The following is a 23,310-nucleotide window of genomic DNA, read 5'->3' on the forward strand; positions in this document are numbered from 1 at the left end:
GCGCGGGGCGGCCTGTCCGTCGGACGGCTGCCTGCATGTGCCGGGGCTTTGCGCGGGGTAGCACTTCGCGCGTGGCGGTGCTCGTGTTGCCCGGGTGCGGCCCGCGTACGAAGCGGCCTCGTCGGTAAAAATGGGATAATGCGGATTCTCCGCTCCGCGTCTCGTACACGCCGGGCGATTCGACTCTCCGGCCATCGTCAAACGCATGGCCACAATCGCGAGAAATACGATGATCTACAGCATGACTGGCTATGCGAGCGCCACGCGCGAACTCGTCCCGGCCTCAGGCACAGGCGGCGTGAGCGTATCGGTCGAACTGCGCACGGTGAACTCGCGCTTTCTCGATCTGAACTTCCGCATGCCGGAAGACGTGCGCGTCTGCGAACCGACGCTGCGCGAAATGCTGATGAACAAGCTCTCGCGCGGCAAGGTCGATATCCGTATCAACCTGCAACGCAGCGAACAGTCGGCTAACGCGGGGTCGGTTAGTCGCGATGCGCTGACGCAACTCGCGCTGCTCGAGCGCACCGTGCTGTCGACCTTTCCGGAAGCAGGGCGTCTGCGCACCGGCGAAATTCTGCGCTGGCCGGGCGTGCTGGCCGAAACCGGCGTGGCGCCGGAAGTGCTGCGCGACGCGGTGCTGGCATGCGGCAAGCAGGCGATTACCGATCTGATCGACGTGCGTGCCCGCGAAGGTGCGCAACTGGCGACGGTGCTGCTCGCCAACGTCACCGAGATGGAAATGATCGTCACGAAGATCACGCCGCTCGTGCCGGAACTGATCGCCAAGCATCAGCAGAAGATCGTCGAACGTCTGCAGGAAGCGCTCGGTATCGCCGCGCCCGATACGGCGACGACGACCGTCTCGCGCGAAGAAATCAACGAACGGATTCGTCAGGAAGTGACGATGTACGGCATCCGCATCGACATCGCCGAAGAACTGTCGCGCCTCACGGCTCACCTGAACGAAACGCGTCATGTGATCGAGAAGGGCGGCAAGGTCGGCAAGCGCCTGGACTTCATGATGCAGGAACTGAATCGCGAAGCGAACACGCTCGGCTCGAAGGCGGCCGCGAAGGAACTGGCCGATTCGTCAATGACCCTGAAGCTGCTCATCGAACAGATGCGCGAGCAAGTACAGAATCTGGAGTAGGGCAGGAGCCTCGATAACATGACCGACCACACACGCGAAACCAGCGCACCGCGCAACCCTTACGCCGGTGCTTATCCCGGCAACCTGTTCATGGTGGTCGCGCCTTCCGGCGCGGGCAAGTCGACGCTCGTGAACGCGCTGCTCGCCGGCGACAACGCGATCCGTCTGTCGATTTCGTACACGACGCGCCCGCCGCGTCCGAAGGAGCAGGACGGCGAGCACTATCACTTCACGACGGTCGACGATTTCCTGACGCGTCACGCGACTGGCGAGTTTCTGGAAAGCGCGGAAGTGCACGGCAACTACTATGCGACCTCGCGCGTGTGGATCGAGGAGCAGATGAAGAGCGGCCATGACGTGCTGCTCGAAATCGACTGGCAAGGCGCGCAACAGGTGAAGAAACAGTTTCACAACGCGGTTGAAATTTTCATCTTGCCGCCGTCGCTGGATGCGCTCGAAGAGCGTTTGAAAAAGCGCGGCCAGGACGAACCGAACGTGATTACGCGCCGTCTGCTCGCAGCCGGCAGCGAGATGGCGCACGCGGCCGAAGCGGAGTACGTCGTGATCAACGACAACTTCGATCGCGCGCTCGGTGAACTGCGGTGCCTCGTGGCCGCGACGCGTTCGCGCTTCGCCTCGCAATACGCGCGCCACACGCAGCTTTTCGTGCAGCTCGGTATCCACCTGCCACACGCGTGAACGCGGCGGTGTGTCGAGCACATAAGGTAGAATAAGCAACATACTGAGAAGGAACCCAACATGGCCCGCATTACCGTCGAAGACTGCCTCAAACAGATCCCGAACCGTTTCGAACTCGCGCTTGCCGCAACCTATCGCGCGCGTCAGCTCGCTCAAGGCCACACGCCGAAGATCGAAAGCCGCGACAAGCCCACCGTCGTCGCACTGCGCGAAATCGCAGCTGGCCAGGTTGGCGTCGAAATGCTGAAGAAGGTGCCGGTTTAAGGCGCACTGTTCCGTTTTCGATTGCCCGTATTTGCCAGGCCTTTTTGCCACACCTAGTTGCATCAACGTGCAGACCGGCGTCCAACCCTAACCGCTACGGAGGCGAAAATGAGTGCTACCCCGCCCACCGCCACGGAAGTGGAACACGACGCTGACTCGCCCTCGTCTGCACGGAAGTACATCGACGCAGTGCTCGAACAGTCGTTTCGCCATCTGTTCGGGCCGACTGCCACGCCGGAGCAACCGCGCCGGCATGACGTCGTTTCGATCGCCAAGCTGACGTCCGCCTTGTCCGGCTATTTGCAGCCGGAAGAGATCAAGGACATCAAGGCGGCGTTCCATTTCAGCGACGAAGCCCACCTCGGCCAGTATCGCCAGAGTGGCGAACCCTACATCACGCATCCTGTTGCCGTCGCCGAAATCTGCGCCGGCTGGAATCTCGACAACCAGTCGATCATGGCGGCGCTGCTGCATGATGTGATGGAAGACCAGGGCGTGACCAAAGCCGAACTCGCCGAGCGATTCGGCGCAAAGGTCGCGGAACTGGTCGACGGGTTGTCAAAGCTGGACAAGATGGAGTTTCGCAATCGCGAAGAGGCGCAAGCGGAAAATTTCCGCAAGATGCTGCTCGCGATGGCGCGGGACGTCCGCGTCATTCTGGTCAAACTCGCCGACCGGCTGCACAACATGCGCACGCTGGGCGCGGTGCCGCATGAAAAGCGCCGCCGCGTGGCGCGCGAAACGCTGGACATCTATGCGCCGATCGCGCACCGGCTTGGCCTGAACAATACCTATCGCGAGCTGCAGGACCTGAGCTTCGCGAACTTCAACCCGCATCGCTACGCCACGCTCGAAAAAGCCGTCAAGGCCGCGCGTGGCAACCGGCGTGAGGTGGTCGGCAAGATTCTGGAGTCGGTGCAGCGCGCGATTGCCGACGCGAAGCTCAACGCCGAAGTCACCGGCCGCGAAAAAACCATCTTCAGTATCTATAAGAAGATGCGCGACAAGCAGTTGTCGTTCTCGCAGGTGCTCGACGTGTACGGCTTCCGTGTGGTGGTCGAAAGCGCGCTCGAGTGCTACACCTGCATCGGCGCGCTGCATGCGCTTTACAAGCCGGTGCCAGGCAAGTTCAAGGATTACATCGCGATCCCGAAGGTGAACGGCTATCAGTCGCTGCACACCACGCTGGTCGGCCCGTTTGGCGCGCCGATCGAGTTCCAGGTGCGCACGCGCAAGATGCACGAGATTGCCGAAGCGGGCGTCGCTGCGCACTGGCTGTACAAGAACGGCGGCGCGGATCTGAACGATGTGCAGAAACGCGCGCACCAGTGGCTCAAGTCGCTGCTCGACATTCAGAGCGAAGCGGGCGATTCGAGCGAATTTCTGGAACACGTCAAGATCGATCTGTTCCCGGATGCGGTCTACGTGTTTACGCCGAAGTCGAAGATCATGGCGCTGCCGCGCGGTGCCACCGCCCTTGACTTCGCGTATTCGATCCACAGCGACCTGGGCAACCAGTGCGTCGCAGTCAAGATCAATAACGAACTGCTGCCGCTGCGTACTGAGCTGAAGAGCGGCGACATTGTTGAAGTGATCACGGCGCCGTATTCGAAGCCGAATCCGGCGTGGCTGGGTTTCGTGCGCACGGGCAAGGCGCGTTCGGCGATCCGCCACTATTTAAAGACGATGCGGTTGAACGAGTCTGTACAGCTCGGCGAGCGTCTCGTCGACCAGGCGCTGAAGGGCTACGGGCTGGCGCTGTCGGACGTGACGCCGGAAGCCTGGGAAAAACTCGTGCAGTGGACGGGCAACAAGAACCGTCAGGAAATCTTCGCGGATATCGGTCTTGGGCGGCGTGTCGCCGCGGTCATGGCCAAGCGTATCGAAGTGCTGATGAGCGGCCGCGATGCCGACGACGACGGCTCGCGCGACGGCACAGCGCCGCATGCACCGCCGGTCGTCATCACCGGCACCGAAGGCATGTCGGTGCAGTTGTCCGCGTGCTGCCGTCCGATTCCGGGCGACGACATCATGGGCTACATCGGCATCGGCCTCGGCATGGCCATTCACACCACGGATTGCCGCGTCGCGCAGCGTATCCACAAGCGCGATCCGGGCCGCTGGATCGACGTGGCGTGGGCGCCGCAGCCGGGGCGTCTGTTCGACGTCGCGGTGAAGGTGCTGGTCAAGAACACCAAGGGCGTATTCGCCCGCGTGGCTGCCGACATCACGTCGGCGGATGCGAACATCGTCCACATCGCGATGGACGAAGACCTGTCGCAGGAATCCACGGTGCTGCGCTTCGTGATCCAGGTGAGCGATCGCGTCCATCTCGCCAACGTCATGCGCCGCGTGCGTACGAATCCGGACGTGATGCGTATTGCGCGTGAGCGGCCGAGCGAGGAAGGGCATCACCGTCACGACGGCGGGATGCGGATCGACCGCGAACGGGCGGATTACTGATCTGAGGCTGGCTGAGGGCTGCTCGACGAGAACGTCTGGCCGCCTCAGGCGGACCTCGTTCGAATCTGAACGCACCTGCGCCAGCGAGTCTCACTGGAACTTCAGGGAGAACGCTTATGAAAGTAGCTGACCTCACCGGCTTGGCGCTCGACTATTGGGTCGCCCGCAGCCTGCACGACTTCGTGCGCGAAATCTTCTTTACCGACAGCGGCGAAACCGTCTCGATCCGCGGCATCGACCGCGGCCGCCCATGGGATGGCCGTTTCACGCCGTCCACATCATGGGAAGCGGCCTCTGCGGTGCTGGAACGCGCGCAGCGGCTGGAGCTGCGTGAACGGGCCGTTCATGGCGCGGCACATTGCATCGCCGAATTCGAAGGCGGCCATCGACCCGTGGAAGGGCGGGGCGACTCGTTACGGGTCGCGCTGCTGCGGGCGTTTGTCGAAAGCCGTTTCGGCGATAGTGTGGACGAGGTGTTGTGGCAGGCGCAGGCTGTGACTGGCCCGCGAGCGGCGCTGATCGGCGAGGAAACGGAGGAGGATTCTTTTGAGGACGTGCCGAGTCCCGACGGACAGATCGGTGATATTCAGTCGATACCGCGATAGCAGCGGTGACACCGCCCGGGCCTGCGGGCTTGGCGGGGCGGACCGGATTAAGGAGAACCGGCCACGCAAAAACAAAGGGCCTTCCGATCGGAAGGCCCTTCATAGGTGGTGCGGCTGGCAGGATTCGAACCCACGACCCCTTGGTTCGTAGCCAAGTACTCTATCCAACTGAGCTACAGCCGCACGCTAAACAGGTGACGCTAATTTCAATGATACGCGATGAAATTTGTGTAAAACCGGGGTAAAACATAGGGCCTCCCCGGAGGGAGGCCCTCGAATAAGTGGTGCGGCTGGCAGGATTCGAACCCACGACCCCTTGGTTCGTAGCCAAGTACTCTATCCAACTGAGCTACAGCCGCACGCAGAAACGAGATTATAGCAAAGGTTTTCAAAAAGGGAAGCACGTAACTGCGATTTGTCTCATTGCCCTGATCGTGTACCCTTGATAGGCAGTCGCTTGCTGCAGTTAATGGACCATCATGAACAAGGCCTTTGTCAAAGAGTCGAGTGAAGAGAATGACGACGATCTCGACGTCGCCCAGCCCGAAATTCCGCCGGGTACGAAAAACTACATCACGCCCGCCGGATACCGGCGTATGCGCGATGAACTGCTGCATCTGATCGATGTCGAGCGGCCGGAGGTGGTCAAGCTGGTGTCATGGGCGGCCTCGAACGGCGACCGCTCGGAAAACGGCGACTACATCTACGGTAAGCGCCGTCTGCGGGAAATCGACCGGCGGATCCGCTTTCTGACCAAGCGCCTCGACATCGCCGAGGTGGTCGATAGCAGCAAACAGGAAAACGTCGATCAGGTTTTCTTCGGTGCGACCGTTGAGTACGCGACGGTCGATGGCGAAGTGCATACCCTGACGGTCGTCGGCGTCGATGAGGTCGATCTGGACGTTGGCCACGTGAGCTGGATCTCACCGATCGCGCGGGCGCTGCTCAAGGCGAAAATCGGCGATACGGTGACTTTGTACACACCGGCCGGCCCGCAGCCGATAGATATATTGGACGTCAAATATCCGCCGCCTGATACCGGCGGCTAGGCCAATGCATTGGCGTATCGGATGAGGCGGGCGAGGGCGCGCGCCAGACCTCAGTACGGCATAAAAAAGGCGCCGCGAACGGCGCCTTCGATACTGCAGGTGTTGTTGCCAACTGCTTTAGAAGCGGTGACGCAGACCAGCGGTCACAGCGACTTGCTTGTTGTTGTTCGAAGCGCTCAGCCCGTTGATGTCGGCATCGACGATGGCGTTTTGGTTGGCTTGCTGGTATTCGCCTTGCAGGTACACGTCCGTACGCTTGGACAGCGCATACGCCGTTTGCAAGTTGAACTGGTTCCAGTGCGGACGCGTACCAGCCAGGCTTGCGCGCGTGTACGTGTACGAACCGGCGATGCTCACTGCCGGCGTCAGCGCGTAGCGAGCGTTAGCTTCGAAGTTCTGGAAGTGGGCACTGCTGGGGTTGGCGAATCCGATTCCGGCCGATTGACCCGACGCGCCCGCGCCGATGCCAGCCAGACTCGACAGATTCGTTTGCGAGTACACGAGGCCGACCGTTGCCGGGCCGAACGCATAGTTAGCACCTGCGCCCCACGTTTGCTGACGCCCAGCAAAGAACGTGTTGTCGCTCGACACTGCACCGCCCGAATTGAATGCCGCAGCCGCGCCGGTTGCGCCGTTGCTGTTCAGTTGCAGGTAAGCGGCAGCGACGTTCAGGCCGCCCCAGTTATACGATGCGCCCGCGCTGTAAGCACGATTGTTGGCGAAACCGTCAGCCTGGTTCGAGAAGCCGTACAGGGCGCCGAACTTGAAGCCGCCGTAGTTCACGCTCTGATACTTGACCGAGTTGTTGACGCGGAACGAGTTGTTCAGGTTGTCGTTATCGAACGGGTGCGCGAATTGCGTGCCGCCGTACTGCGTGCCGGTGAGTGCCAGCGGACCCACGTAGTCGACCATGCTGTCGTATTGACGGCCGAGGGTCACAGCGCCGAACTGGTCGCTCGTCAGACCGACGAACGCTTGACGGCCGAATTCACGGCCGCCTTGTTTCAGCGTGCCGTCATTGATGCCGAAGCCGTTTTCCAACGTGAAGATCGCCTTGAGGCCGCCGCCCAGATCTTCAGAACCACGCAAGCCCCAACGGCTGCCGTTCACCGAACCGCTCGTTTCTTGCCAGTTGCTGTGACCGTGCTGGTTATTCGTATAGGTGATGCCGGCATCGATCAACCCATACAGCGTGACGCTGCTCTGGGCATGTGCTGCCGTTGCAAAAACGCCCGTGAGGGCCGCGACCATGAGTGTCTTTTTCATCTTGTAACTCCGAGAGCAAGAGTGGGTATTGAACCCAGGCTTAAGGAGACCTTCACGCGGGCGCTGCGAGAGGCGAAATCCGCATGAGAAGCGCGCTGTACTCCAAACGCGCCGGTTTCCGATTAGGCAGAGTGTAGATAGACGCTCAAGAAGCGGGCATTCCGATTTTCGCAATAAAGTATTACTGGATATGAAACGATGGGCGAATGCCGCTCAAGCCTTGCCGATAAAGGCTTGCAGCGTTATTGAGGGAGGATGAAAAGCAAATCAGTCGAATCGCGTTGCTCATTTGCTACAGTAATCGATGCAAAAAAACAACGCAATAAATCGTAAAAATGATTGTTGTCGCAATAGCAACAGATGATTGTCGATTATGCGAATAATCGATGTCGTCTAAGCCGCTATACTGAAACCTCTGCTTTCCGAAGCAGACTTTTTCGTTGACGAAAAAGATCTCCAAACCTTTGTCGGCGCGACTTCCCAGTCGCGCTTTTTTTTGCCTTCCGGTTGCGGATTCGTGGACGTCAGTCAGTGCGCGGGCGCAGCACCATCCACTTCGCTCCAGTCGGTCGCCACCGAGACGCTCCAGTCTTCCATCACATAGTGGCGCGCGTCCATGGGGGACGACAGCAGGTTTTGCCAGTGATCCCCGTGCCACATGGGATCGAACTCGAAGGCCGAAGGTAACGCGGCGACGGGCCCGGATTGAGCGGGAACGGTCTTTACTTGCGATTGGGCGAGCCAGGTGATGAGGCGGCGAAATTGACTGAACAGCATGGTGATCTCCTGACGCGCATGACTTCTCGCTATTGATTTCCATCATGCTGCCATGAGTGCGGTGCAACAACTCGGACAAACACTTACTAAATACATGTCTTGTTACATATTCTCACCGGCATGCTGAAATTTTTCCCGATTTCGAGCGCATTCGATATTGAATGAGTAATATTGACGTGGAGGATTCTTCGATTTCTGCTGAATATGCTTTCGTGATCTCCAGATTCATCTGGCATTGATTTATTGCGCTGCGTGCTGAGGGTATATGAAAAATTCGCTTGACGGTGATTCTTCGTTCCCCGTATAACGGCAATGCTGAATTTCAATCGCCAGATCTGGTCGTTCAGGGGCCTTTATAAAATGCTCAATCACAGATGAAGTGATCATGAAATGCAGCTTGAGGGCAATGCCCGAATTTGATAAATCCTCGAGGGAAACTGGAATATGGAAACTGGTATCGTCAAATGGTTCAACGATGCTAAGGGCTTTGGCTTCATTACATCGGATTCGGGTGGCGAAGACCTGTTCGCGCACTTTTCGGAGATCCGCACCGAAGGTTTCAAGTCGCTGAAGGAAAGCCAGCGCGTCTCCTTCGAGGTCAAGGCAGGCCCGAAGGGCAAGCAAGCGGCGAACATCCAGCCGCTTTAAGTCGCACTGCGCTGCTCCGCGCGCGTTGCCGGGCAGCCTGATCGCCCAAAAGCCTTCGCGAAACGCGAAGGCTTTTTTTATGGTTATTCATTATTATGGCTGTGGCTGAAGCGATTAACTATCTGGTCCGGATTAATTTGGCGAGGGGGATGGGGGTGAAATGGTGCCTTTTGAATTTCAAATCGGCGTCGTAAAAACATAATAATTCGCAGATTGCGAGCGGGTTGTGGATCAAGCAGGAATGCAGTCTTTGCGCCGCCCGGCGCCGGCGGCAAAGAAACGCTGGCTGGGTGCGCGGCGGCTAACTGGTGCATACTTGCCGCAAAGCCACGCGTCCAAAATATTCCTTTCCATGTCTGAACAGTTTCTGCCGGAAACGGCCCTAGATGTGCCGATCGTCTTCGTCGATCTTGAAACCACCGGCGGCTCGACCAGCGAGCATCGCATCACCGAAGTCGGCGTGGTCGAAATAGGACCGGCCGGCGTGTCACGCTGGAGCAGCCTGGTCGACCCTCAGCAACCGATTCCTTCATTCATTCAGCAGCTCACCGGCATCACGAACGCGATGGTCCGGGGCGCGCCGACGTTCGAGTCCATCGCGCCAGCCTTGTTTGAGCGCCTGAACGGCAAACTGTTCGTCGCGCACAACGCCAGTTTCGATCGCGGTTTTCTGCGCGGGGAGTTTCGCCGGGCCGGACTCGCGTTCGATCCGGATGTGCTGTGCACCGTGCGCCTGTCGCGCGCGTTATTTCCGGCGGAAAAGCGCCACGGGCTCGACGCGTTGGTGGAACGTCATGGCCTCGTGCCGTCCGATCGTCACCGCGCACTCGCCGACGCCGATCTGATCTGGCAGTTCTGGCAACGTCTGCATGGCGGTCTTGTACCGCTGGACGTTTTGCAGGCACAGATCGAGCGCGCCACCCGGCGCTACCGGCTGGCCGGCGACATCACCGAAGATCTGCTCGACACTGCGCCGGCCGGATGCGGTGTTTATGCGTTCTATGGAGAAGGCGATCTGCCGTTGTATGTGGGGCGAAGCGTACGTGTGCGTCAGCGGCTGCGTTCGCATTTGACGGGTGAGCGGCGTTCGGCGAAGGATATGCGGCTCGCGCAGCAAGTGCGGCGTGTCGAGTGGCGGGCGACCGGCGGCGAGCTGGGCGCCATGCTCGCGGAGGCGCAGTGGATCGCGACGCTGCGTCCCGGCCATAACCGGGTGCCGCGCGTCACGAAGAGCGATCCGGTGGATGCACCCTGGCCGTTCGACGGTCCAGTCGTATTTGAGGAGCGCGAAGAAGCGTCGCACGCGCGCGCTTTTCACGTTGTCGACCGGTGGCGTTACTTCGGGCATGCGCCTTCGCTCGCGCAGGCGGCGGCGCTGCACGCGTCGAGCGTGGCCGGACCCTTCGAGCTATCGACCTATCGCCTTCTGCAGAGCCATCTTGCGCGCGGCTTGCGTGTGATGCCACTAAGCGTCTCGAGCGGCACGCCAGTGCCGAGTCTCGCTTAACCGATCAGCCCGTTGCACCGACTCCACCCGCTTCGCACACGTGGCCGAGCGCGCGCGTCAACGCGCTCGAACGGGTCGAATCGTAGCGCGTCAGCGATTTCCAGTTAGCAAGCGATTGCGCCACGCGTGACGGACAATCCTGCGCGGCGCGCAGCGGTTGCACACGCGCGAGTGCGGCCACGAGTGACTGCGTCAGCCGATCCAGTTGCGGCCGCGTGCTGGTGGCCAGGTCGGGCGCGGGGCCTTCGGGCGGCCGCGTGCTGCGCCAGGTGTCAAACAGAGCGTTCTGCACGTCCTTGCTGGCGTCGATCTGATCCTGGAAGAAGGCGTGCGCGAACGCCGGATCGACGTTCGCGGCTACGGCGCGCTTCTCGACGTCGGCGAGCAATGCGTTCTCGCGCGGCGTATCCGTAATCGCCTGATGGTTTGCCCACTTCCAGCGCGCAACGGGCTCCGCGAGGGCGAGGCGCTGCGAAGCCAGTGCGATCAGATTGGTAAGCGCGGTGTCGTCGCCGTCAGCAACGGCAGGGGCGGGCGCGAACGCAAGCGCGGTGAACAACGCGAGCGCGCATGACGCTCCAAAGCGGTACGAGCGATTCATGGAAGGCGAGAGTGGCCGGTTGGCCGGGAGAGAAAAACCAGAAGAATAGACGATGCGCGGGTCAAGCGGGCGCACGGATCGATCGAAAAACAAACTACCGAGATAGTTAAAATGCCTGTTAGAGACGTGTACTACCCATGCGCTGGGCTATATAAGCCAAGCGCCGCAATCAGCTAAGCGTATCCCGCGCCGCGACAGCAGCAAAAGATAATCGTAGGGGCGCGTGCGAACCCTCGCCGCGCGCCGGACGCGCGGACGCTGATGCTGCATCGCGCCACTGCACAATTACTTCGAGTCGCACGACTTGCGTTGTTCGTCGAAAAATGCGCGAACATGCTCAGGCAGTTCGGCACCCAGAAACTCGACGCCAGCGGGTTCCGGATCCGGGCTAAAAACTTTATCCGGGGTCGGAATCTTCGGTGGTTTGGCATCCATGATCTATCTCCTTTACAAACCGATTATCTGCCTCGGTCCCCGTTTTGCACCAGTGTCTGATGCGGCTCACATGTTGTTTGTTGCTTTAACGGTACAGCCCAACATGGGAACGGAATGTTTGAATAGAATTTATCGGTTGACTGCGAACAATTGAATTCGCCGCGGTCAATCAAAACCGTTCGATATCCCCTGCGTTCCCTTCCCAGCCTTACCCCGCATACCTTCTGCGGATTATCTCTGTTGCGTCACAACACCGCCTGTTCATATGTGTTGATATGAACAAATCACGGCGGTTTTTGTGCACTGCCGCATCGGCAGGATTTTCTTTGCGTTAGACCGAACGTTCGTTAATTACCGATTGGTTCAGTACGTTCATTCAGCCCCCTAATTGTTGGTAAACGAACGATTGCGCGACTTCGTTGACGAGCGAGAATACTTTTCTGGATATTTTCCGCAAATAAAATGGCGCCGCCTTCTGGATGAAGCGCGGCGCTTGCGGTGGACGATTTTTACGCGTTCGGCGCCGGAATTTTCACGGGTGCCGAGTAGGCCGCCGGTTTGTCGGCGACTTCGACCTGTCCGTGAATCCGCGCCTGATGACCGTCAGCGAACATGTAGTACGGGAACGGGCGGGCAGGTTCGGAGACAGCGTCGAGCCGTGCGATCAATTCCGGTGTGAGCGTGAAATCGAGCGAGCCAAGCGATTCCTGCAACTGCTCCGGCCGGGTCGCGCCGACAATGATGCTCGACACGCCGCGCTTCTGATGCAACCAGTTAAGCGCGACTTGCGCCATCGGCCGCCCTGCCAGATTCGCAACGGCCTCCAGTTCCGCAACGATGCGAAAGTTACGCTCGGTCAGTTTGTCGAATCCCGGCGGCGGCGCGCTCGCCATACCCGCAAGGCGCCCGCCGCCGGAAACCGGGCCCGCCGCTCTGCCTTGCGACGGACGGTATTTGCCCGACAGCACGCCCATCCCCAGCGGACTCCAGGGCACGAGCCCCATGCCCAGATTGGTGGCGAGATCAGCGAACTCGTTTTCGGCGTTGCGCTCGATCATCGAGTACTCGAGCTGCATCGCCGCGACCGGTTCGAAGCCGCGCCAGTCGGCCAGCGTCTGCGCCCGCCCGGCGAACCACGCGGGCGTATCCGACAGGCCGACGTAGCGGATCTTGCCCGCGCGCACCGCGTCGTCCATTGCGCGCATCACTTCGTCCACCGGCGTGACGCGATCCCACGTGTGCAGGTAGTACAGGTCGATGTAGTCGGTGCCTAGGCGCTTGAGCGATCCGTCGAGCGCGCGCAGCAGATTCTTGCGATGGTTGCCACCCGCATTCGGATTGCCGGTCTCGGCGTTGTAGCCGTACTTGGTGGCGATCACGAGCCGGTCGCGCAGACCGCGCGGCGCGACGAATTTGCCGAGCCATTTTTCGCTGGTGCCTTCGGTGTACAGGTCGGCGGTGTCGATGAAGTTGCCGCCGCCATCCACGTACAGGTCGAACAGGCGTTGCGCCGATTGTTCGTCGGCGCCCCAGCCCCATTCGGTGCCGAAGGTCATCGTGCCGAGTGCGATCGGGCTCACGCGAAGGCCCGAGCGGCCGAGCAGGTTGTAGCGGTCCATCGTCATATCAGTCTCCTTGAGCGGTCAGGTGGGAAGCGTTGAATCGATGGGGCTATCGTGCGCCGATTTTTTCCTTGGAAAAATGCCGTCAGTCTGCAAGGATTATGAAGTGCGGCTTAATAATGGAGATCGCAATGGACCCCGCCCAGTTGCCGGCGCTGATGGCGTTCACGTGCGTGGCGCGCCACGGCAGCTTCACGCACGCGGCGGCTGAAACCGGTGTGACGGCGTCGGCGCTGTCGCAAAGCATTCGCTCGCTCGAGACTCAGCTGAATGTGCGCCTGTTCAACCGGACCACCCGGCGTGTTGCGCTGACGGAGGCGGGCGCGCAGTTTCTCGCGCGCGTGCTGCCTGCGTTGGGTGAACTGCAGGCGGCCTTCGAGGCGCTCGATGAGACCCGCGACCAGCCCGCCGGCACGCTGCGCATCAATTTGCCTAGGGTCGCGAGCGAGTTGCTGGTGCTGCCGCATCTGGCCGAGTTCACGCGCCGCTATCCGCAGATCCGTCTCGACCTGACGCTCGACGATGGTTTCGCCGACGTGGTCGGCGAAGGTTTCGACGCGGGCATCCGGCTTGGCGAACGGGTCGCGCAGGACATGGTGGCGGTGCCGTTGGGTGGAGACATCCACATTGTCGTTGCCGGCTCGGCGGCCTACTTCGCGCGCTATCCCGCGCCTGCGACGCCAGCCGATCTCGCTGCTCACGATTGCCTGCGTTACCGTTTCTCGACAAGCGGCGGCATCTATCGATGGGAGTTCGCGCAGCCTGAGGATCCGTCGCGCGTGTTCGAAGTCGAGACACGCGGGAGTCTCGTCACCAACGATTTGCGCACGATGGTGCAGGCCGCGGAGCAGGGCGTGGGTCTCCTGCACGTGATCGACGACTACGTGAACGCGCAACTCGAGGACGGCCGGCTGGTGCGCGTGCTGGACGCGTGGTGTCCGAGCTTTCCGGGCTTTTATCTGTACACGGCGAGCCGCGCGCAAATGCCGTTCAAGCTACGCGCGCTGATCGATTTTCTGAGGGAGAAGCGCGGAGCTCGGTAGAACTCGCGCGGTGCTTCAGATTCAGGCCGCGCCCCGTTGCTTCAGACAGGTTGCCGTGCAGCGCTTCCTGGTGTGTGCAACTTCAGCCGGCGTGCCGCTCGCCACGATCCTGCCGCCGCCTATCATTGAAGCAACTATCCGCGGCGCAGAGTGCGGTGGATAACGGACGCGCCGGCACCGGCGCGGAAGATGGCTGTCTTAGCCCTTCAGAGAGTTCGCCATGGAAAACGCTGTCTACTGGAAAGGACGCCAGGTCGGAATCGAGTCTGCCGGCCGGATACTGTGGTTTCCGTCTGCGCCGCAGGAAGCGGTACTGGCGTATGGCACGAAGCCGGCTGAGAACGTGATCGTTGAAGATGCGGTGGTCGCTCGCAATCTCGGTATGACCACACGATGCGATCGATTGGGTTTTGGCGGATGAGCTTGAGTCGCTGCTTGTTATGGCCGCGGTTGGTATTGAAGTAGCGGCAGTCGCGGTGACCGAGGCTAAGGTGAGCCCCCGCGGATTTCAGAAAGCGGAAGCAGGGGAAAGGCAACAACAGAAAGCAAAAAGCCCAGTCACGAGGACTGGGCTTTTTGCTTGAATCTTGTGGTGCCGGAAAGAGGAATCGAACCCCCGACCTTCGCATTACGAATGCGTGTCCCACGCAACTTTGCGTTACAAAACAAAGACATACTGAAAATTATCTTACTCTGCGTACCTTTGCATAACAACGGCGTTGACGGTCCGTTGACACGGAAAAGGCGCTTTGCAGGAAGGAGGGGCGCGCCCTGCGCTGAAGAACTACCGCGCGAACGAACTGCTTAGCTCCAGTTGGATTCAACGGTTGATGTTCGTGACTTATGCTGCATCGCGCGAATCACGCGTTCCGTGCGGCCGGTCGACCCGCCGCAGCTTATGAGGCGGCTTTTAAGGTACAACGGACGTTTAATTAGTCACTGCGAAATACGGGAGTTCGGCCCATGCTGACGTTCGGAAATAGGAGGGTGCGTCGGCTGCAGGTTGGTTTGCCGCTGTTCGCGAACCGGCGTCGGCGAGCCGTTCGTGGTGTTCCAGCAGCAGACCGTTTTCAACCGCATATCGGGAGACAGGGTGCTTCCGACTCTCACGATTTCTGAAAATACGATTTCATGGACGTGTAGCGGAGCTCAGACGCGGTACTACACGAACGTCAAAGGAGTGCTGTTCTACGGCGTTCCGTGAGGTCTGGCGACGAACGGGCGGCGCTTGCCCTTTCGGGGGAACTTGACACATCCATTCGTGTGTCCCTTAGCTATCGCTGTCAAGTTGACGTACGCTCGACTACGAGCAGCGATGACGCAGCGTCCAGGTTGCAACGCATCGGCCTACAGCGCCAGGGGTGAGCTCCCTTTGCTGCAGATGACGGCAGGAAATACTCCTCCTCCATCACACGTGACTTCAAGAATGTTCCCCATCTGTCCTGTACTTCAGTCGCCGGATATCACCGCAGAAAAGCCAGTGCTGAAACTGTCAACTTCGACTATGCCAAGCCCCGCTGAATAATACTGCTTCTAGTAGGCGGTCCTCAACTCCTTTTTCCAGAGAAGCTCTCCGAGCGCGTCACGCATGTGCCAAGAAAAAAACCAGTCCCCCTTGTTGATAACATCTAGAAGTAACGGAATCCGTCCCTTCAGATTGTCACTGTTGTGTTTCTTTAGCAGCTCTTTCGCAAATAGCTCCTTGCGTGTCTGCGAGATGTAAGGGCACCGTATGTAGTCGAGTGCTAGCATCGTTAGTTCCGAATTTCGCTGGATGCTGTCTAACGATTCAGCGTCGAACCTATCTTGGACGTGCTGAGAGATGGCCTCCCGTAGTTCCGAGAAACGAGGGCTTTCAGCGATGTAGTGTAGAAGGGTAACTATTTGGAAATACCCGAACGTGCTCCGCCCTATTCGAAGCCGCTGATGTTCATCCAGCTCCACGCCATAAATATGAAGTAGTTCAGACTGAGTTAGCAGATACTGATCTCCGAAAGAATGGAGAATTGTGAGCAAGTTTACGACCTCGATATTGTCCCCTTCTCCCCCATCTATCGCTTCACGCAAAATACCGCGCATATGATCTGACATTAGACTTTTCATGAACTCACGAGAGTCTTTCGGCATCAGATTACAAAACTCGCTGAGTGAATAACAAAGCGCACTAACCTGATAGGTGGCGCGAACGCGCGGAGACATTGCATATACAAAAAAAATAAGATCGAGGATGGTTCGCAGAAAACGAGTGAGTCGTTCCAGCTGCTTGGGATCGCACTCTTTCGTTTTGATTCTGCTAATTAACTCAATTGTTTTTCGGCTGATAACGCTGAAAAAATAATTCGATATCAGATCAAAATCTGTTTGACTTCTGGTTACGATCTGTTTGATATCTCTAACATATCCGGCGGCAAGTGCAGCGGCATTTCCGACATACTTCACCGCAAAGGGTTTAGCAGAATTTTTCTCTTCCTCTTTCCCCAAAAATTCCTTTAACGCCAAGCGCATTTCTTTGGCGCTGCGAGTGTGCTGTTCGAAGATGCGATCAACTAGAGATGCAAGTTCGATTTTAGCCCCCGTCTGGCCTGTGACGAAAGGACGACGTTGGGACAAGGTTTTTGCCGTATTTAAATACAGCTTGAATCGAGAAAGCTGCTTTGCCAAAGTTGACTGGATCGTATCAAGAAGCCTGTCATCGGTAGCGAATACAAAATAGTCATCGACGTACCGGCGAATATCGTAGTCGCGGCCTGCCAGATAGTTTTCTGCCAATAAAAGTCGGTCAACAGAAACATCAATGCTTTGTAAAATTATTTCCGCAAAAATTCGGGAGATTTCTGGGCCAATAATAATGCCATTAGTTTCGTTGTAATTGGATAGCTGCATCAGGTGGTCGAACTGTCCCTCGAATGTGTCCGCTCCTTTGAATTCCTTGCCATACTCTTTATTCTTTGCTGCCCAAGATATTGAATGTGTATATATGTGATTAAAGCACTTGGAGATATCCAGTCGCCTGAGATGTTTGAATTTCTTCTCCAAGCCATGGAAGGCGGGTGATTCATAAAATTTATGAATAAGGTTGTACCGCTGATAGGAGAAAAAAGACGACGCGTGCTTCTCTTGTTGTGAAAATCCGTCTTCCTCAACTTCCACTGCAATTTCCGTGACCGATGATTTGGCGACCCTAGGTCTTTCATAGTAGCGAGTGGCGACTTTGACAGGATATCTCAGGCTATACGTGCTGCGTGAACATAGACCAATTATTAATTGGTTATATTGCTCATAAATTTCGCAAAAATCTCGCTGAACTGCGGGATGGGCTACACTTAATGTACGAAAATCAAGTGAGTCCTTTTTGATGTTATAGGAATAGGGAACTGCCCACTTGTTTTTTGGAAGTAGGTCTAGTTTGCAATTGTCGCGAAGCGTACTGTCGGCCTTTTCGTGAAGGCGGCGGTAATAGCCATAATTTGAAAAGAGCAGCGGCACTTCGTACGGCAGCGTATCTGTCAACAATGCTCGAAGAAAATCATTGCGTTTAAATTTTATCTTTTTTGTGGTTTTAGACATGCCTCCAGCACTCCTTGATTTGTTTGAGGCGTTCTGGGGTGGATTTGTGCGTAATCCTCTTTCTGAACCCAGTTTCAAAACAATACAAGATCAATAATCTTCGCTGTTCGCGTGTCAGGTGCGCTTGCAGATTTTTTCCGAATGCCCCTCTCTTCGATAAAATTGCTTTGCGCAAGAACTCTGTCAGGGATTTTAGTTCTCGAATTCCGGATTCATCTATATGAATATAGTTGTAGTATATCCCTGTTAATAATTTTCCATCATCACCATCACGTTTCATTTGACAGTTTCCGGTCAAAAATCTGATTCGATCGTTCAGAAGGGATGCATCTTTATTTTTAATGAAGGAAAAAAGTGACAGCATTATTCGTCTTCTCATTTTCATGAGCTTCGATTCTGCTATCTTTATGGTCAGCCGAGGATGTGGAGGTGAAGCCGGAGTTCCCGGCGGCCGAAAGATAAATTTATAGCCAAGATAGGAAATTTCTGGCGCGTCATCGAAAATTGCGCAATTCCCGTTACGATCAAATCCTAGGAGGCATTCTTTGTCATCGTTAAATTGCATGCCCGCAGGGAGGCCTTTGGCTAACATAGATTTTAATGGTTCGGAGTTCGAAAAAGAGAATATCAAAATATCGTCTACAAATCTCGCGTAGAAGTACACGCCATCAATGTTCCGAGCATTCGCATCGAACTCCTTCATGTACAGTTCCGACAACGTGGCGCTGAGACTTATTCCTCGAGGAAGCCCCGGGCCTGAAAAATGCCGAGTGCTTCCCAGTAGCTGATCGAGTAGTAATTTGCTACGAAACGAGAGAGAAGAATCCTTGGAAATTCTCTCCAATAATGCCGAACGATCAATGCATTCGTAGAAACTCTTGATATCGAGCTTTAACAAATAGAAAGGGACCTTTTCGCGAAGAAGGGGAATTACTTGTCCGATTATTTCCGACCGATTCGCCTGCTGTACTCCATAAACGCGCGACAGATTGTCGCTCAGTTTTCTAATCGCAAAATCATCAATGTGACTTGTGACGGAATAGACCGGTTTCCCTCCTCTGTTGGAGACGGAAAAGCCGGAGAACGTGAAATCCTCAGAGAGGATCTCTGCACTTATCTTTTCGAGCGATACGAGATAGTCGTGGCGATTTCGTCCGAGTTTGTATTTCTTTGGGTCTAATCGAGTTGTCAGGCGCAAAAAATTGCGTGCTGAGAATGTCTGATCGATCATGCATTTTCGCTAGCTTTCGCTGGAGCCAGCGCCCGTAATTGATATTGACGCCTGAGTCGAGTGCCGGGTTTCCGGCCGGCCACCAGAAATATAGCGCCACGCGCGCTTGCGCACAATAATTGGGGGACGTCCGCGAAGGCCGACGAAGGAGCGTTCGTCTTTAAAAATCGATTGGCCGGTTGCTGCGTAGAGCTGACGCCTGACCGTCCGACCGACGACGCATGTGAAGGCGGGTGATGGCGGGGCTGTGGTCCTTGGTCGCAGCATTGTCTCTCGTAATCATTGCCGTACTGCGCAAGCGAAAATCAACCACGGAATGCGCGAGCACGTAGGCCGCGCCGGATCGGGGCGTCCGCGTGCGCTGAACAACTACCGCAGCAATTGAGCGGGTGGGATTTTGATACTGTGTTCACAACCTGCAGCTCGCTGGCGCCGCAGATTGTGAACATGGCCGAATTAGCTGCGTTTGGTTACCGCCGTGGCCAGCTCGATCTCCGAATTTGTGGACGTCGGATGCGCTGAAGAACTACCGCCCGAGCGGCGTGCTGACAAGAAAGACGATTTGCTTGTCAACGAAACCGGTAGTTGTTCAGCGCGGTATATTTCTGCTCGACCGTCCATGATCGCCCGTCAAACGTGGCCACAAAGCCGTCCGCATTGCGAATAGGGCAGTGCTGATCGACAATTCTGAACGAGCGCATGGCGTCAGCGTCGATTACCTCGATGCCGTTCAAGATCAGCCATCGCATTGCCTGGAGAAACTGACCATGCCCGAACATCGCTACTGTGACGTCTGACGCGCCGTGGAGCAGCCTGAAGCAATCCAGCGCGGTGCGTACTCGCCCGATGAAGGCGGCGAACGACTCGGCCCCCGGTCCATCCACGAGCGTTGGATTGGATGCATCCCAGTATGCGTCGACCCACGACCGCCGCTGCTCCGCCGACGTGCCTACGCATCTGGCCGGTGCAAGGTAGGTGAATTCCTGAACCGACCAAATCTCACTTGGCACTGTGGGAAATTTGGTCAACGTCGGAGCGGCTGTCCGTTGTGCGCGGCGAAAGGGCGAGCAGATCACGACGGCTGGGGGCTCGGCAAGACGCTGGCTGATCGCACGGGCCTGCTCTTCGCCCGTTTCAGTCAGAGGGATCGATGCTGGGTCGCTGGTCGCATGTCCGGCGTTAGCGGCGCTCTCACCGTGCCGGAAGGATAGAACTCGAAGTAGGGACATATTTGCGAGTGTTTAGGGATTCGACAGCGTCGCGGACCACGAGAAATTGCGCCAGCGCAAGAAACGGCGTCCGTAGGTTTCGGGCTGCATTGTGCAATACAAATCCAGACGTAGCCGGACCATGTCCCGACCGTATCTAGCGGTCGCGCAGGGCGCGCATGGAAGGCGGGAGCCTTCCTACTTTTGCCGAGCTAGTTTCAGAATGCTCGGCAGGGCCGGGCACCACAGAACCGAAGTCAGAGAACCGGCTAAAAAATTGCGACAGCGCAAGAAATACGGTTGGTTTGGTTCTAAGGCAGGATAGGCTTGCGCCGGTATTTATCATATTCGCTTAGATCGATGCTGCGTCCGAGTTTCGTAATTGGTTTGCGGTATGGTGGGCGCTAAAACAGATTGTCGCCCGCACTGATGTCGCTGGGTTGTCGAAAATTTCCCGACAGGGCGCTACCTTGACGGCTCCTCAGACCCGTCACTCCGCGGCCCTTCGAGAGACCTCTTTGCCCCGGAAAGCTGCGTTGCGAGCCTGTCCGGCTGGTTCGGTTGAGATCGGCACTGTTCGAGCTGAACGGCAGGCATTTGCTTCACTAATTGCACGATTTCGATGGCCATCTTCCGGTCGCGCACGTCCTCCGACTCGGCCATAGCTCTCGCTATCGCGCCATATGCACGCAGGACCTTCTGCTCGGTCCCTGAACAGTTTCTTGCCTTGGCGCGCCTTGCCTCCAAATCTTGAGCTGCTTGTGGACGCTCGGGTTCCGTACCACGTTTCTTCTGCATGTTCACGACAGGTTGCGGTACCGGGACTTTCGTCACCCCACGCGCTAGGCGTCGCGTGGCATTGGCATCGATACCGTGTTCGCGCAGGTGGGCCGCGAACGACTCGCGCCAGTCCTGCAGGTCAGCCTTGCGCGGATTGAGCCTCGTACCGTCGTTCGACCGGGCGATGACGCAAAGGTGTACATGGGGATGTGCCTCATCCGTGTGGCACGCGAACACATAGCGAAAGTTCTCCCCGAACTCTTCGGCGGCAAAGCTACGCACCGAATCGTGAACCGCGTTCCTGTCGGTGCCCGGTGGCATCGACAAAATAATGTTGAACGCTTCACGGACCGTACTTTCCTCCGGAATGCCGAAGCCGCCAGATCGAAACTCGTTCTTGAGGTCCCGTATGTCGTCGCGGCCTGCAAGCATATCGCCATCCTGATTCTCCAAGGCCACCTGACCGTTACGCGATATGTAGTCGAGGTGCGCGCGAATAGCCTTCATGCCCTTGCCGCCGCCACTGATCTTGACGACGACCTCCGGTGCTTTCCGGGTCGTCGCCTCAAGCGCCTGTCGAATCCTTACGACCCCGGATGCCCGGCGCTGTGTGCGGGACGATGGACGACGGGGGGGAAGCTTCAGACCCGTTCCCGATTTACGCGGCCTGACGGCATGCACATCGTCGCCATACAACTCGTCGCCCCATGTCCGCAGTACTCCGTTGACGTAGATCTTGGGTAGCGTCATGCATTACCTCTCTGCGTGCACGCTTCTTGTCCCAGACAACGTATCGATACATTGTTCACAGTCTTTCAACGCTTGCCTCCCAACAGACGATCGATCGTGGCTCGTTGGTACGCTGGAGTCGGCGCGCTGCCACCGCCAGAGGCCCGTCCAGAATTTCCACCTCCGTCTCGCGCGACGGAGCCACCCTCTGCACCGTTCTTCGGAAACGGTTCACTCTGTTTGCCGCCGCCGTTTCCTCGGAGCATGCGACTCATGAGGGAAACGAACGTGATTGCAGTTCCGCCGGAAATTGCTGCACCACCCGCTATACCTGCCGCCATGCCGGGCAGTTGCACTACCACGAGAACGAGAGTGCCACACAGAATCAGGAAACTCATTGCATCGCCAAGTGCGCTGTCGTTCGCGGACGCAGCGGTCATACTGTCGACAAACGTTGAGTAGATCGATAGGCACATGGCCGCCGCCGTGGCGAGAAAGAAAATGAGGAGCACATAGTTTGCTACTTTCGCGAACCATCCCTCTCCGAATCGCTTGGTTGGCCCAAAAGCCATGCACGCGAGAAACAATGGCCCCACTGCCAGCATGAGCGAAATTGCGACTTTCGCTAGCGACAGCAGACCACCCATTACGATCTCAATGGCACCCGCCGAAAACAATACTATCGCCGCAGAAAAGAGGTCCGCATACCCGCCTATCGGGAAGAGGTTTGTGCCTCGCTCCCAAAGCATATGCATGTAGTTGTACGCTTTGGTGTCTACCAGATCGATCGCGGAAAATATGTTTGCATTCGAGCCAGGCATCGCGGTCTGCACCAACCCCGAAGTCAATCCGTTCACAAACACGACGACGTTGGCCTGGTAGATAGCCGCGTTCAATGCCAGCGTCAGCAATGCGGACAACTTGAACGCGCGAATAGCGAACTGACTAACGGGCTCCTGAACCTCCCCCCGGAGCGTCGCCCACCCAAACATGATGATCCAGATGGTGACGGCGGCGAAGACCAGCGGTTCAATTGCGCTCGCAATGGATGACGAGAGGCCCGTGACGAACACCGATAGTGCACTGTCAATCGAGCCTGAAATAAACTGGAATAGTCCGGTCTGTGGCATGGTGCTCCCTGTCTATTTGTTCCCGCGAAACTGGCTTGCTGACATCGGCGCTAGGTTGTCCTGCGCGCGGGCTTTTTTGGAAACATCGTCGTCTTTCTTGCACGCTACGAGAGCCATAATCACGGCACATATGAGGAGCGCTTTCATTGATATTCCTCCTCTGCTGCACGCAGCCCGGCATTCGCGCGACGATGGCCGACGATAAATTCAACGGTAAGAGCTGCCATTACGTACAACCCGTCGGCATGAGCAATGCCGAGGGCCTGTCGTGCACACAAGGCTAGTAAAACGAAGTAGGCGACCATCGACGCTAGATCACCGGCAAAGTGAGTGGGGGTATGGACGAAGTAGCCGAGAAGCTGGCGATTTCGTATCAGGAAGGCCCAGTCGAGACAATGAATAAAAAACAAAAAGCTTGCTGTTGCCAGTATCAGGAACCAAAGCGAAAACATGGCATCTTCCTCCTTTCATTGAGCGCCCAGGGGGCGCAACGGCCGCAGGCCCGATCTTGCAAAGCGACTGCATTGAGGCCT

The 23,310-nt window shown here is 57.4% G+C and carries 21 protein-coding genes and 2 tRNA genes; 10 read left to right on the top strand and 13 right to left on the bottom strand.

Features of this window, described 5'->3' with window-relative positions; genetic code table 11:
* The first annotated feature begins 229 nt into the window (after positions 1–229).
* From GNZ12_RS12450 to GNZ12_RS12470, 5 genes are all read left to right on the top strand, one after another.
* Entirely contained in the window at positions 230–1,153 is a 924-nt protein-coding gene (locus tag GNZ12_RS12450) for a YicC/YloC family endoribonuclease (RefSeq protein ID WP_172310617.1), read from the top strand.
* A gap of 18 nt (positions 1,154–1,171) precedes the next feature.
* Positions 1,172–1,852: a guanylate kinase gene (gene gmk, locus GNZ12_RS12455; protein WP_172310618.1), complete on the top strand. Its 681-nt coding sequence runs from the start codon at positions 1,172–1,174 to the stop codon at positions 1,850–1,852.
* A gap of 60 nt (positions 1,853–1,912) precedes the next feature.
* The gene (gene rpoZ, locus GNZ12_RS12460) at positions 1,913–2,116 is read left to right on the top strand and encodes a DNA-directed RNA polymerase subunit omega (protein ID WP_006025620.1); all 204 of its coding nucleotides are present in this window, start codon (positions 1,913–1,915) and stop codon (positions 2,114–2,116) included.
* A gap of 108 nt (positions 2,117–2,224) precedes the next feature.
* Positions 2,225–4,579: a RelA/SpoT family protein gene (locus GNZ12_RS12465; RefSeq protein ID WP_172310619.1), complete on the top strand. Its 2,355-nt coding sequence runs from the start codon at positions 2,225–2,227 to the stop codon at positions 4,577–4,579.
* A gap of 116 nt (positions 4,580–4,695) precedes the next feature.
* Positions 4,696–5,184 (top strand): phage protein NinX family protein, encoded by a 489-nt coding sequence (locus GNZ12_RS12470; RefSeq protein WP_172310620.1) that lies wholly within the window; start codon positions 4,696–4,698, stop codon positions 5,182–5,184.
* Between the two features lie 106 nt (positions 5,185–5,290).
* On the opposite strand, the gene GNZ12_RS12475 is transcribed toward GNZ12_RS12470, so the two are convergent.
* Positions 5,291–5,367, bottom strand: a tRNA-Arg gene (locus tag GNZ12_RS12475).
* 99 nt (positions 5,368–5,466) lie between these two features.
* Positions 5,467–5,543, bottom strand: a tRNA-Arg gene (locus GNZ12_RS12480).
* 120 nt (positions 5,544–5,663) lie between these two features.
* Between GNZ12_RS12480 and greB the strand changes: the two genes are divergently transcribed.
* Positions 5,664–6,233, top strand: a complete 570-nt coding sequence (gene greB, locus GNZ12_RS12485) for a transcription elongation factor GreB (RefSeq protein ID WP_172310621.1) — start codon at positions 5,664–5,666, stop codon at positions 6,231–6,233.
* A gap of 117 nt (positions 6,234–6,350) precedes the next feature.
* Here greB and GNZ12_RS12490 read toward each other — a convergent pair whose 3' ends face one another.
* Together GNZ12_RS12490 and GNZ12_RS12495 are read right to left on the bottom strand one after the other, a co-directional pair.
* Positions 6,351–7,499: a porin gene (locus GNZ12_RS12490; RefSeq protein ID WP_172310622.1), complete on the bottom strand. Its 1,149-nt coding sequence runs from the start codon at positions 7,497–7,499 to the stop codon at positions 6,351–6,353.
* Positions 7,500–8,027: 528 nt separating this feature from the next.
* Positions 8,028–8,276 carry a hypothetical protein gene (locus GNZ12_RS12495; RefSeq protein WP_172310623.1) on the bottom strand — a complete coding sequence of 83 codons (249 nt, stop codon included), beginning with the start codon at positions 8,274–8,276 and terminating at the stop codon, positions 8,028–8,030.
* Positions 8,277–8,720: 444 nt separating this feature from the next.
* Here GNZ12_RS12495 and GNZ12_RS12500 point away from each other — a divergent pair, with 444 nt between their 5' ends.
* Complete coding sequence (locus GNZ12_RS12500) at positions 8,721–8,924, top strand: cold-shock protein (protein ID WP_054037310.1); 204 nt, start codon at positions 8,721–8,723, stop codon at positions 8,922–8,924.
* A 352-nt stretch (positions 8,925–9,276) separates the two neighbouring features.
* Positions 9,277–10,431 carry an exonuclease domain-containing protein gene (locus tag GNZ12_RS12505; RefSeq protein WP_172310624.1) on the top strand — a complete coding sequence of 385 codons (1,155 nt, stop codon included), beginning with the start codon at positions 9,277–9,279 and terminating at the stop codon, positions 10,429–10,431.
* 4 nt (positions 10,432–10,435) lie between these two features.
* On the opposite strand, the gene GNZ12_RS12510 is transcribed toward GNZ12_RS12505, so the two are convergent.
* The 3 genes from GNZ12_RS12510 to GNZ12_RS12520 form a co-directional block, all read right to left on the bottom strand.
* The gene (locus GNZ12_RS12510) at positions 10,436–11,032 is read right to left on the bottom strand and encodes a chorismate mutase (RefSeq protein ID WP_074282501.1); all 597 of its coding nucleotides are present in this window, start codon (positions 11,030–11,032) and stop codon (positions 10,436–10,438) included.
* 285 nt (positions 11,033–11,317) lie between these two features.
* Positions 11,318–11,467, bottom strand: a complete 150-nt coding sequence (locus GNZ12_RS12515; protein ID WP_028200145.1) for a hypothetical protein — start codon at positions 11,465–11,467, stop codon at positions 11,318–11,320.
* A gap of 509 nt (positions 11,468–11,976) precedes the next feature.
* Positions 11,977–13,092, bottom strand: a complete 1,116-nt coding sequence (locus tag GNZ12_RS12520; protein ID WP_172310625.1) for an aldo/keto reductase — start codon at positions 13,090–13,092, stop codon at positions 11,977–11,979.
* Positions 13,093–13,220: 128 nt separating this feature from the next.
* Between GNZ12_RS12520 and GNZ12_RS12525 the strand changes: the two genes are divergently transcribed.
* Both GNZ12_RS12525 and GNZ12_RS12530 read left to right on the top strand, forming a co-directional pair.
* Positions 13,221–14,132 (top strand): LysR family transcriptional regulator, encoded by a 912-nt coding sequence (locus GNZ12_RS12525; protein ID WP_216673193.1) that lies wholly within the window; start codon positions 13,221–13,223, stop codon positions 14,130–14,132.
* Positions 14,133–14,352: 220 nt separating this feature from the next.
* Entirely contained in the window at positions 14,353–14,553 is a 201-nt protein-coding gene (locus GNZ12_RS12530) for a hypothetical protein (protein ID WP_172310627.1), read from the top strand.
* Positions 14,554–15,665: 1,112 nt separating this feature from the next.
* Here the strand turns inward: GNZ12_RS12530 and drt3b are convergent.
* From drt3b to GNZ12_RS12560, 6 genes are all read right to left on the bottom strand, one after another.
* Positions 15,666–17,699 carry an antiviral reverse transcriptase Drt3b gene (gene drt3b, locus GNZ12_RS12535; protein ID WP_172310628.1) on the bottom strand — a complete coding sequence of 678 codons (2,034 nt, stop codon included), beginning with the start codon at positions 17,697–17,699 and terminating at the stop codon, positions 15,666–15,668.
* Positions 17,692–18,930, bottom strand: a complete 1,239-nt coding sequence (gene drt3a, locus GNZ12_RS12540; protein WP_172310629.1) for an antiviral reverse transcriptase Drt3a — start codon at positions 18,928–18,930, stop codon at positions 17,692–17,694. The genes drt3b and drt3a overlap by 8 nt, the downstream gene beginning before the upstream one ends.
* A gap of 569 nt (positions 18,931–19,499) precedes the next feature.
* On the bottom strand, positions 19,500–20,159 hold the full coding sequence (locus GNZ12_RS12545; RefSeq protein WP_172310630.1) for a histidine phosphatase family protein: 660 nt from the start codon (positions 20,157–20,159) through the stop codon (positions 19,500–19,502).
* Positions 20,160–20,603: 444 nt separating this feature from the next.
* Positions 20,604–21,668 carry a relaxase/mobilization nuclease domain-containing protein gene (locus GNZ12_RS12550; protein ID WP_172310631.1) on the bottom strand — a complete coding sequence of 355 codons (1,065 nt, stop codon included), beginning with the start codon at positions 21,666–21,668 and terminating at the stop codon, positions 20,604–20,606.
* 65 nt (positions 21,669–21,733) lie between these two features.
* Positions 21,734–22,777, bottom strand: a complete 1,044-nt coding sequence (locus tag GNZ12_RS12555) for a type IV secretion system protein (protein ID WP_172310632.1) — start codon at positions 22,775–22,777, stop codon at positions 21,734–21,736.
* 143 nt (positions 22,778–22,920) lie between these two features.
* Complete coding sequence (locus tag GNZ12_RS12560; RefSeq protein WP_172310633.1) at positions 22,921–23,229, bottom strand: hypothetical protein; 309 nt, start codon at positions 23,227–23,229, stop codon at positions 22,921–22,923.
* Between the last annotated feature and the right edge of the window lie 81 nt (positions 23,230–23,310).

The sequence above is a fragment of the Paraburkholderia solitsugae genome (genome assembly GCF_013177695.1).
GTDB classification, from domain to species: Bacteria; Pseudomonadota; Gammaproteobacteria; order Burkholderiales; family Burkholderiaceae; genus Paraburkholderia; species Paraburkholderia solitsugae.